This is a genomic window from Pseudomonas sp. G5(2012) (genome assembly GCF_000408945.1).
GTDB classification, from domain to species: Bacteria; Pseudomonadota; Gammaproteobacteria; order Pseudomonadales; family Pseudomonadaceae; genus Aquipseudomonas; species Aquipseudomonas umsongensis.
On record NZ_APIO01000165.1, the window covers coordinates 1 to 11,318 of the forward strand.

The 11,318-nt window shown below is 60.8% G+C and carries 8 protein-coding genes; 6 read left to right on the top strand and 2 right to left on the bottom strand.

Translation table 11 applies throughout. From position 1 onward, the window contains the following. Positions 1-44: 44 nt before the first annotated feature. Positions 45-1,622, bottom strand: coding sequence for an AMP-binding protein (locus PG5_RS31140; protein ID WP_020801051.1), 1,578 nt, complete (start codon positions 1,620-1,622; stop codon positions 45-47). Positions 1,623-1,857: 235 nt separating this feature from the next. On the opposite strand from PG5_RS31140, the gene PG5_RS31145 reads away from it, so the two are divergent. Together PG5_RS31145 and PG5_RS31150 are read left to right on the top strand one after the other, a co-directional pair. Beyond that, positions 1,858-2,802, top strand: coding sequence for a transporter (locus tag PG5_RS31145; protein ID WP_042955920.1), 945 nt, complete (start codon positions 1,858-1,860; stop codon positions 2,800-2,802). 188 nt (positions 2,803-2,990) lie between these two features. Further along, complete coding sequence (locus tag PG5_RS31150) at positions 2,991-4,451, top strand: NAD(P)/FAD-dependent oxidoreductase (RefSeq protein ID WP_020801053.1); 1,461 nt, start codon at positions 2,991-2,993, stop codon at positions 4,449-4,451. A gap of 36 nt (positions 4,452-4,487) precedes the next feature. On the opposite strand, the gene PG5_RS31155 is transcribed toward PG5_RS31150, so the two are convergent. After that, complete coding sequence (locus PG5_RS31155; RefSeq protein ID WP_020801054.1) at positions 4,488-5,498, bottom strand: AraC family transcriptional regulator; 1,011 nt, start codon at positions 5,496-5,498, stop codon at positions 4,488-4,490. A gap of 259 nt (positions 5,499-5,757) precedes the next feature. Here PG5_RS31155 and PG5_RS31160 point away from each other — a divergent pair, with 259 nt between their 5' ends. From PG5_RS31160 to PG5_RS31175, 4 genes are all read left to right on the top strand, one after another. Next, complete coding sequence (locus PG5_RS31160; RefSeq protein WP_020801055.1) at positions 5,758-7,206, top strand: arylsulfatase; 1,449 nt, start codon at positions 5,758-5,760, stop codon at positions 7,204-7,206. Positions 7,207-7,347: 141 nt separating this feature from the next. After that, positions 7,348-7,719, top strand: coding sequence for a cytochrome c family protein (locus PG5_RS31165; protein WP_020801056.1), 372 nt, complete (start codon positions 7,348-7,350; stop codon positions 7,717-7,719). A gap of 101 nt (positions 7,720-7,820) precedes the next feature. After that, a complete protein-coding gene (locus PG5_RS31170; RefSeq protein WP_052024747.1) occupies positions 7,821-9,578 on the top strand; it encodes a DUF1302 domain-containing protein in 1,758 nt (585 codons plus the stop codon). 19 nt (positions 9,579-9,597) lie between these two features. Next, positions 9,598-10,968 carry a DUF1329 domain-containing protein gene (locus tag PG5_RS31175; protein ID WP_020801058.1) on the top strand — a complete coding sequence of 457 codons (1,371 nt, stop codon included), beginning with the start codon at positions 9,598-9,600 and terminating at the stop codon, positions 10,966-10,968. The last annotated feature ends 350 nt before the right edge of the window (positions 10,969-11,318 follow it).

The following is an 11,318-nucleotide window of genomic DNA, read 5'->3' on the forward strand; positions in this document are numbered from 1 at the left end:
GCGTCCCTGGCGGCATTCCTTTGCTGCGCGTCGGAACGATCAGATCAAGAAACTCGCCGAGACTGATCCACCCAGTACCCCTCACGAACCTGTCGCCGCAGCACCTTGCCAACAGCGCTCAAGGGCAGGGCCTCCACCAGTTTCACCGACTTGGGTGCCTTGAAGCGGCCAAGGCGCTCCTTGACCAGGGCGATCAGTTCTTCTTCAGCGACGATCATTCCCGGTTTAAGCACGACTTCGGCATGTACCGCCTCACCCCACTTGTCATGGGGAATGCCGACCACAGCCGACATCGACACCGCGGGGTGACTATTGAGCGTCGATTCGACCTCCACGGCGTAGACATTGAACCCTCCAGTAATGATCACGTCTTTCTTGCGATCGACGATGAACACATAACCGGCCTCGTCCACGTAGCCCAGATCACCAGACTTCCAGAAACCCTCGCTGAACTCAGCAGCGGTGCCCTGGGGATTGTTGTGATAGCCGCTGATGGTTCCGCGCCCACGTAGCCAGATTTCACCGGTGACGCCATTGGCAACGCGATTGCCCGCCTCATCGACGATCTTCAATTCGATGCCCGTGGCAGGCCGTCCGGCAGAGGCCAGGCGTCCCGTTTCGACCGCACAGAGGTGGTCGGCCTTGGTCAGGGTGCACACCGCCTGGGCGCATTCGGTGGCGCCGTACAGCTGGAAAAAGATGTTGCCGAAACGCTCCCGCGATTGCTTGAGCTTGCTCGGGCTCATAGGCGCCGCGCCGTAATAGAGGGTCTGCAAGCTCGACAGATCGTATTGCGTGGCCTCGGGCAACTCCAGCAGCCAACCCACCAGCGTCGGCACCATCAGCGCCGTGGTAATCCGCTCCGCTTCGACATTGCTGCACCATGCCTTGAGGTCGGCGGCGTTCTGGGTAACGGTGCACCCGCCCCGAAACAGCGTGGGCAACAGCGACAACCCCGAGCCATGGCTGATGGGCGCAATGTGCAGGTAGCGAGTGTGTTCGTTGAGGGCCTGGCTCTGCTCGCTGTCGGCATACATCGAGTCGCGCGCCGCCAGCCAGTTATCGATGGTGTAGCGGGCGCATTTGCTCTTGCCGGTGGTGCCGCCGGTAAAGCGGTAGATCAGCGTGTCCTGGTACACATCGGATTCGACATCAGGCTCCTCATCCGATACCCCTTCCAGCAACGTCCAGAAGGACTGCGCGAAGCCACAATCGGCGGGAGGCTCATCCATGCACACCACGACGGCACCGCTGGCGCACAGCATTTCGCGGTAGCGCTGCAACAACGTGAGCTCGATGAAAATGACCTTGGGCGCGATGAACTCCACCTGCCAGCGATGTTCTTCAAGGGAATCGCGAAAGTTCGTATGCGCAATCGCTGCTTCGCCTTTAAACGCTGTCCAGGCGTGCAGCAACGACAGATTGTCGTTTTCCAGGATGCACATAGCCGTGTCGCCACGCTGCAAATGCAGGCGCGTACGCAAGGCGTTGGCGATGCGATTGGTCAGCCGATGCAACTGATCAAAGCGATAACGCCGGTTGCGCTCCACATTCACCAACGCCTCCTGGCTGGCATAGCGTTGCGCAACCTGAGCCATGACCCTGGAAAAATTCATCTTCATTGTGGTCTCCGTTGTTTGTTCTGGCTGGTGGAAAACGCATTCTAGGAAGGGGGCCAAGGTGTGCCGCGCCCCCCCTCTGGAGAGGGGGGAGGCTCGCGGTGTCGGTGCTAAAGTCAATGGATGTGCCGTAGGCAGGGGCAACGAAAAAAACCCCTCCAATAAATGGCGTTTTGCGTAACAGCCTCTGTAACCATTGCGCAGTCAGCCATGGGTTTGCAGTGAGTCGAGGGCTTCGATGACAACAGGGAACAGACTTGCATTGGGCCTGCTGGCCTTACTGCCCGCCATGCTGGCCCAGGCGGATAACGGCGGTATCGGTTTCTGGCTGCCAGGCCAGTTCGGCGCGTTGGCGGCGGTACCCACCGAGCCCGGCTGGAGCCTGCCGCTGATCTACTACCACGCCCACGCCAAGGACGACGCCAGCAAACCCGTTCCCCGAGGCGGACTGACAACGGTTGGCCTGGATGCGACAGCGGATATCCTGTTCGCCTTCCCGAGCTACACCTTCGCCGAGCCTTTGCTCGGCGCTCAGGCTGCCCTGGCAATGGGCGCAGCCGTGGCGCGCTCCGAAGGCAGTGTCGATCTCACGCTGACAGGCCCGCGGGGCCGGACCGTCTCCGGCAGTACCGACGACACGTTGAAAGGCGGCAGCGACCTTTATGTGATGGGCACCCTGAAATGGAACCATGGCGTTCACAATTTCATTGCCTACAGCATGGGAGACATTCCGGTCGGTGCCTACGACCCCAATCGCCTGGTTAACATCGGCCTGGGTCACGCCGCTCTGGATGCGGGAGGCGGCTACACCTATTTTGACAAGAAGAACGAGTTTTCCGCCGTGGCGGGACTGACGTACAACTGGGAAAACAGCGATATCGACTATCAGAACGGTGTCGATGCCCACCTTGACCTGAGCGCCTCGCACTTCATCAATGACCAGACTCACCTGGGCCTGGTTGGCTATGTCTACCAGCAGGTCACCGGCGATAGCGGCAGCGGTGCCACCTTTGGTGATTTCAAATCCAGGGTCAATGGCATTGGGCCCCAAGCCGGGCACTTCTTCAAAGTCGGTAAAGACCTTTGGTACGCCAACCTCAAGGGCTACTACGAGTTCGATGCGAAGAATCGGGCAGAAGGCTGGAACACCTGGTTATCCGTGGTCATTCCTCTATCGAATTGAACGCAATCGACCAAGGAGGCACGCACCCCGAGGCCCCGGTACCGGTAACAGTCGACCACGACGCTTGAAAACGTGCTTGGCACCCAAGGCTAAATCATTGGCATCCCCTGACAATTGCTGCGCCCCGTCTTCTGTCATGTTTACCCCAGACTGCCAACAGGCATCATGACGACATTCAAAGGTGGGGTATGGATAACAAGCAGGGGCAGGGCGTAAGTCGCCGCAAGTTTCTCAGAAATGCCGGCGTTGTCGGTGCGGCAGGGGCAGCGGTGTCGGCGGGTGCCGTTTCGATCGGTACCGCGGTGGCCGGTGACAAGGGCGGCGCCAAATGCGCTGATTGCGATTACGACGTAGTGGTCATCGGCGGCGGATTTGCCGGCGTCACCGCGGCGCGCGAGAGCATGAAGAACGGCTACAAGACCGTGATTCTCGAAGCTCGCAACCGGCTCGGCGGGCGTACGTTCAGCAGTGAGTTTGCCGGTCACAAGGTCGAGTTGGGCGGAACCTGGATCCACTGGACGCAGCCCAACGTCTGGGCCGAAGTACAGCGCTACGGCCTGGAACTCAAAGAGACGCCGGAGCCGTTTGTCGAAGAACAGCAGACGGTGCGCATTATTCACGAAGGCAAGGCCGTCGAGCCAAAGCTTGAGGAATTAATCGGTATTTCGAAGGCGGTAAAGGACTTCTTCGCCGATGCGCCCAAGCTCTGGGAGCGTCCCTACGACGCCAAGCATACCTGGGAGCAACTGCTCGCCGTCGATGGCATGACCGGCGCTGACCGTTTTGCGCAACTGAAGCTGACGCCGCTGGAGCGCAGCTTCATCGATGCCTATGTTGCCGGTATCGCCCATACCACCAGCGATCGCACGTCCTATCTGGAAACGGCGCGCTGGTGGTCGCTGCCCGGCTGGAACATGACAGCTTTCGTCGATGCCTGTGGTCGCTACAGCTTCAAGGACGGCACCATCAGCCTGATCAACGCGATGATCGAGGACGGCAAGCCGCAGGTGCGCTTGTCCACACCGGTGGCCAAGGTCGAAGAGCAGGGCAAGCGCGTGCTGATTACCACCGAAGGCGGGGAGGTGATCCGTGCCGGTGCGGTGATCGTAACAGTCCCGATGAACGTGTTGCCGCGTATCGCGTTCACCCCGGCGCTGGATCCGGCGCTGGTCCAGGCGGCGGAGGAAAAACACACTGGCAGTGGCATCAAGGTGTTCGTGCGCACCAAGGGCAAGTTGCCGGAAGCGGGCAAGCGGCTCGGCCTCGCCGGTTCCGCTCACCCGATCAACGTATTGGCGACCTATGCCAAGGCCGAGGATCACACCCTGTTCGTCGGGTTTGGCGCCGACCCTGCAAAACTCGATATCCAGGACCGTGACGCCGTGCAGGCGATGATGAGCTCCTTCTATCCGGACCTCGAAGTCGAAGCCTGTTACGGCTACGAATGGACCCTGGACCCGTATGCCCGCGGCACCTATTGCAGCTACAAGCCTAACTGGATACGCAAGTACTACGATCACTTCCAGAAGGATCGCGGTCGTGTGGTGTTTGGCCAGGGCGACCACGGCGAAGGCTGGCGCGGTTTCATTGACGGCGCTATCAGTGCCGGCAGCCAGGCTGCATTGCGCACGCACAAACTGTTGGGCTGACGAACCGGCCGGCGGGGCGCATCCCCGCCGGCTTCCTTACTCAGGCTTTTGCTGACGAAATTCCCGCGGCGTCATCCCGACCCAGCGACGGAATGCGCGGGTGAAAGAACTGGCCTCGTTATAGCCCAGACGCTGGGCTATTTCCGTCAGGCTTTGTGGGGACTGGCGAACGAGATCGATCGCCAGCGCCTGGCGTATTTCCTCCACCAACTCGGCAAATTCCACTTCAAGTTCCTGCAACCGCCGTTGCAGTGTGCGCTTGCTCATGCACAGGTGGCGCGCCACCTGATCGATGCCGATCTTGCCGTTGCTGATGTTGGCTTCAATCACCATGCCGATCCGGGTGGTCAGGTCGGTGTCGGCCAACCGGCGGCGGCGCTCGGCCTCCAGCCCCGGCAACAATGCCTGGAACAGGCGCGGATCGGCCGTCACCAAGGGTTGATCAAGCATCTCGCCGGGCCAGGCCATCACGTTCTTCGGCTGGTCGAAACGCAATGGACATTTGAACGCAGCCTTGTGCAGTTCGATATCGACCGGCTGCGGATGCGCGAAATCGACACGTAACGGCGCAAACCGCTCACCGGTGATCTCGCGCAAAAGGGCGTACAGCGTTCCGATAGCGAACTCGGCGTCCTGGCGCCGGTGCAGAACACTGGGGTCGGTGATCTGGTAGCTGATTTCCAGACGACCCGCCTGCAGGCACCAGTCGAGCTCATTGGCCTGGGCGTGCACCACGATGTAGCGGCTGGCGGATACAAGCATCGCACGCACGTCCGGTGCGCTGCGCGCGGCATGACCGACCCCGCCCAACAGGCTGCTGTTGATACCGCTGCACAGCAAACCCAGGCCCATGCGCAACCCGAGGCTGGCGTCGCCATGGGCGGCGGCGACTTCCAGCAGGGCGTTGTATTGGCTCAGCGGAATGGTGGCATCCGGTCGTTCCAGTAGCCCTTCGTCCAGGCCGACGGTCGCCAGGTGAGGGCGAAAAATGTCGGCATGACGCTGCAGCAGGGCTTCGGCATAAACGGTGTGTTTCAGACGAGACATACGAAATCGCTCCTGGCACGGCGGGTGGATCCCGTTCGCGTGAAATCGGGGATCAGCAAAAACGATGGCATGCACAATCCCGAGCGAATCCTAACAAGTGACGCAACGCCGCTCCCCCCTCCTTAGGTGGGGCGCGAGAAATTGGCGCCGAATGAAAAGTGTCTGGCATCCGCGGGCAATTACGGCAGTGGGGGGCGGCCTATGGTCTGGCCACGCTGGCGATTGTCATGCCGACAACCATCGCGCACTGGAGATTGAAATGAGAAACCTATTGGCATGCCTGGCCTTGCCAGGTGTTCTGTTGGCGAGTCCGTTTGTGGTTGCCCAGGACGCGGCGCCCAACATCGTCGTCTTACTGTTCGACAACCTCGGATATGGCGAACTCGGTGTTTATGGCGGCGGCGCGCTGCGCGGGGCCGAGACGCCGCGCATCGACCAACTGGCCGCTGAAGGGATGCGTTTCACCGACTTCAACGTCGAGGCGCAGTGCACGCCTTCGCGGTCGGCGTTGATGACCGGCCGCTTTCCGATCCGCTCCGGGACGTACAAGGTCCCTCGTCCCGGCCAGCCCGATGGCCTGACCCTGTGGGAAGTCACCTTGCCTGAGCTGCTGTCGGCGAAGGGATATGCGACGGGCATCTGGGGCAAGTGGCACCTGGGCAGCAGCGAGGAGCGCTTTCCGACCCAGCAGGGATTTGACGAATGGTACGGCGTGCCGCGTACCTACGATGAGGCCATGTGGTCGGCTTCGGACGTAGCCAGCGGCCTGACGCCGGCCATTGGTAGCAAACAGGGCTGGGACCAGAAGCTGGCGCCGGCGCAGTTTATTTACGAGGCCCGCAAGGGCGAGGCGCCAAAGGCCGTCAAGAAACTCGATCTCGACACCCGGCGAACCATGGATGAAGAAATCACCCAGCGGGCAACGGCGTTCATCAACCACAATGCACAATCGGGCAAACCCTTTTTCGCCTACGTGTCCTTCTCGCAACCCCACATGCCTACGCAGCCAAATCCGGCGTTTGCCGGTAAAACAGGCAATGGTTCATGGGCCGACGTGCTGGCCGAGATCGACTTTCGGACCGGACAAGTGCTCGATGCCCTGAAAGCGGCGGGGGTCGAAAAAAATACCCTGGTAGTGCTGGCCAGCGACAACGGTGGCGAGTCCACCTATCCGTGGCAGGGTGCCAATGGTCCGTGGCGCGGCACTTACTTCACCGCCATGGAGGGCAGCCTGCGGGCACCCTTTATTCTGCGTTGGCCAGGTCATGTATCGACTGGCAAGGTCAGCAACGAGATCGTCCATATCGTCGATCTCTACACCACCCTGGCCCATGCCGCAGGGGCCGAGGTTCCCACCGACCGCGCCGTGGACGGGGTCGACCAGATGGCGTTCTTCACCGGCAAACAGCCCAAATCCAACCGTGAAGGATTCCCGGCCTATGTCGCCGATCGCCTGTCGGCGGTGAAATGGCGTAACTGGAAACTGCAATTGATCTTGCAAGACGATATGTACGATCCGCCGCAAACACTGGCGCTACCGCGTCTGTACAACCTGCTTACGGACCTTCGCGAGGAACACAACGTGGCAGCGCAGAACACCTGGGTGATCACGCCCATGATGAGCATCGTCGGCGCCTTGAAGACGAGCCTGGCCAAATACCCGCCTATCGAAAGCGGCACGCCTGATCCGTACGTTCCATCGCACTGACGGCATCGAGCCGTCCATGCCCGAGGCGCCTTTCGCCATCGAATGGCGCCCAATGGCAAATCTCTGGCGTTGACCAGCGATTAGTCAGTCCCCCGCGGATGTCACCTTAGGTTCACCACCAATACTGCTGGGGAACCTCTTATGCGCTACCTGATTCAACCGCTTGCCGGCCTGTCGCTGCTGGCGCTCAGTCACGCCATTGCGGCTGCCGAGTGCGATGCCGGCGCCGGTCAACAAGCGTTCCAGACCAAGTGTGCCGCCTGCCATGCCCTCGACGCCGACCGCGTTGGCCCGCGCCTCAATGGCGTGGTCGGTCGCCCCATCGGTTCGATACCGGGCTTCAAATACTCGAAGGACCTGGCCGGGGCGAACAGCTCCTGGACCGTCGAACAGCTGGATCGTTGGCTGACTTCCCCGGCACAAATGTTCCCAGACACGGCAATGGCGTTCGGTGGCCTGCGCAATGCCAGCGAGCGCCAGGCCGTGCTCTGTTTCCTGCAAACACAAGGCTGACCTTGCCGGGCGGGGAAGCCAAAGCCCGCCGATGGGTGACACATCAATAATAAGGAAAAAAGTCTGTGCATATCACTCCTCTCAAGCGCTGCCTGCTGGCAATGGCCGTGGCGGCGGCAACGGCACCGGTTTGCGCCGCAAGCTTCGACCTCGGTGAGCTTCACGGCCAATTCGACTCGGCGTTGTCGATCGGTGCCAGTTGGGCCATGGCCGAACCCGAGTCCAAATTGATCGGTAGCGACAATGGCGGCACCGGCTTCTCCACCTCCGGTGACGACGGGCGCCAGAATTTCAAGAAAGGTGAAACCTATTCGAAGATCTTCAAGGGCGTGCATGACCTCGAACTGTCCTACGGCGACACCCGCGCTTTTGTCCGGGGCAAATACTGGTACGACTTCGAGCTGCAGGACGAACACCGTCCCTTCAAGGATATCAGCGACGATGGGCGTGTCATGTCCACGCGTTCCTCGGGCGCCGAATTTCTCGACGCGTTCGTCGCGCAACGCTACGAATTAGCCGATCGTCCGGGGGAAGTTCGCTTGGGCAAGCAGGTGGTGAGCTGGGGAGAAAGCCTGTTCATCGGCAACTCGATCAACGCGATCAACCCGCTGGACGTCTCGGCGCTGGTCCGGCCGGGCTCGGAACTCAAGGAAGGCCTGATTCCGGTCAACATGCTCTATGTCTCCCAAAGCCTGACGGAAAACCTTAACGTCGAGGGTTTCTACCAGTTGCAGTGGAAGCCCTACGCGCTGCCCAACTGCGGCACCTTCTTCGGGGCCGACCCCGTACCCAAGGGCTGTGATCGCAATCTCAACGCCGGCTTGGCCGACATCGCGCCGCTGGAGCCGATCGCCGCCAATGCCGGATTGGGTTTTGACATCCTCGACCGTCGCATCAGCAACGAGGGCGTCATCCTGCCGCGCGACAAGGACCACGAGGCGCGCGACAGCGGACAGTTCGGTCTGGCCCTGCGTTGGCTCGGCGAGGGTACGGAGTACGGTGCCTATTACATCAACTACCACTCGCGTAAGCCCAAGTTCGCCTTGCGCACCGAGAGCGGCGTCGCCAACTTCATCCAGAACGACCCGGGTTTCGCCGCGTTGCCGTCGGACGAGCAGTTTGCCCTGGGCCTGGCCACCGGCGCCGGCAATACGCACTACTTCATCGATTACCCGGAAAACATCCACCTGTTCGGCTTGAGTTTCGCCACCGTGCTTCCCACCGGCACGGCGTGGAGCGGCGAAATCAGCTACCGCCCCAATGAACCACTGTCAATCAACACCGCCGACCTCTCCGGCGGTGCGCTGAACCCGGTGTTCCAGGCACTGACCGGGAGCATCGTCGAACCGACCGTACCCGCCGAAGAAGGGCAGGTCATCCAGGGCTGGAAGCGCAAGGAAGTCACCCAGGCGCAGACCACCTTGCTGCACCTGTTCGATCCGGTGATCGGTGCCGATTCGATGTCGCTGGCGGTGGAAATCGGCATGACCCACATCGGCGGGCTGGAAGGCCTGGACAAGCAGCGTTATGGCCGCGACTCGGTCTTCGGCAACTTGAGCCAGGCCGGGCGCCACGGCTACTACACGCAAAACTCCTGGGGTTACCGGGCGTTCAGCGCCCTGAAGTACACCAGCGTGTTCGCCGGGGTCAACCTCAGCCCCAATCTGGCGTGGTCCCACGATGTCGACGGCTACGGTCCGACCTTCAACGAAGGCTCCAAGGCCGTGAGCGTCGGCCTCGATGCCGACTACCGCAACACCTACACCGTCAGCCTGAGTTACACCGATTACTTCGGCGGCGACTTCAATACCGACATTGACCGCGACAACCTGTCGCTCAGCGTCGGCGTGACCTTTTGATCCCGGAGCCTTTGAAAACATGAAAGCATACGCACAGTTCACGAGCGCATCCCTTGCATTGATGCTGTTGGCCTCCAGCGTCATGGCCGCCGTCTCGCCCCAGCAGGCTGACCAGCTCGGCACCAGCCTGACCCCCCTTGGCGCGCAGAAAGAAGGCAATGCCAATGGCAGCATTCCGGCCTGGACCGGCGGGCTGCCGAAAAATGCCGGCCAGGTGGGCGCCAACGGGTTCCTCGCCGACCCTTTCGCCAGTGAGAAACCGCTGTTTATCATCACTGCGCAGAACGCCGAGCAGTACAAGGACAAGCTCAGCGCCGGGCAGTTGGCGCTGTTCAAACGCTTCCCCCAAAGTTATCGGATACCGGTCTACCCAACCCATCGTTCGGCGACGATTCCGCCAGACATCATGAAGCTGGCGAAGGACAGTGCCCTGCATGTCACGTCAACCGACGATGGCAACAACCTGGCCAACTTCGCCGACAGCGGCTACTACGCGTTTCCGATTCCGAGCAATGGTGTCGAGGTAGTCTGGAACCACATCACGCGATATCTCGGCGGCAGCTATCAGCGCAGCTTCATCCAGGCCACGCCACAGGTGAACGGCGACTACACGGCGGTGCGTTTCGAGGAAGAGCAAGTGTACCCCCGGCAAGTGACCGACCTGCCTGCCGGCGACGCGCAAAACCTGTTGTATTACTACAAGCAACGCGTGACGTCGCCAGCACGATTGGCCGGCACGGTTGCGCTCGTGCATGAGACCATCGATCAAGTCAAGGAGCCCCGTCGCGCCTGGGTCTACAACGCCGGTCAGCGTCGCGTGCGACGTGCCCCGCAACTGGCCTACGACGGGCCGGGCACCGCTTCCGACGGCCTGCGCACGGCGGACAACCTCGACATGTTCAACGGAGCACCTGATCGCTACGACTGGAAGTTGATTGGCAAGAAGGAAATGTACATTCCCTACAACAGCTATCGCCTGGAATCTTCTGCGCTGAAGTACGACGACATCGTCAAGGCCGGGCACCTCAACCCTGACCATACCCGCTATGAGCTGCACCGCGTATGGGAGGTGGAGGCGACCCTCAAGCCTGGCCAGCGCCATGTCTACGCCAAGCGTCATATGTACCTCGACGAAGACACCTGGCAACTGGCGGAAGTCGATCATTACGATCAGAAAGGCCAGCTATGGCGGGTAGCGGAGGGGCATGCGCTGTATCGATACGACGAACAGGCCAGCTACTTTGCCGCCGAAACCCTGTACGACTTGATCTCAGGTCGCTACATGGTGGTTGGGTTGCGCAACGAGGAACCGCGTAACACCGAGTACGGCCTGACCGCCAAGAACTTCGAATTCACCCCCGCAGCACTGCGCTCCGATGGACTGCGCTAACCCTTCTGAGATGCAGGCAGTGTGACCGACAGACGTGGGTGGTGATTTTGCGACCACCCCGTCAACCTCCCTTGAGGCGGCCTGATAGCCGACCTATTGTTGGTTGACTGAGTAAATGTCCATTCATGCGGTAACGGTTGGGTTTCGCTCTTACTGTAGGAGCCAGGCTTGCCGGCGAAGGCGTTCTGACGGCCAATGGGGATTTTGTGACTGAGTACATATCCATTCCTGCGGTAACGGTTGGGTTTCGCCCTTACTGTAGGAGCCAGGCTTGCCGGCGAAGGCGTTCTGACGGCCAATGGGGATTTTGTGACTGAGTACATATCCATTCCTGCGGTAACGGCCACTTA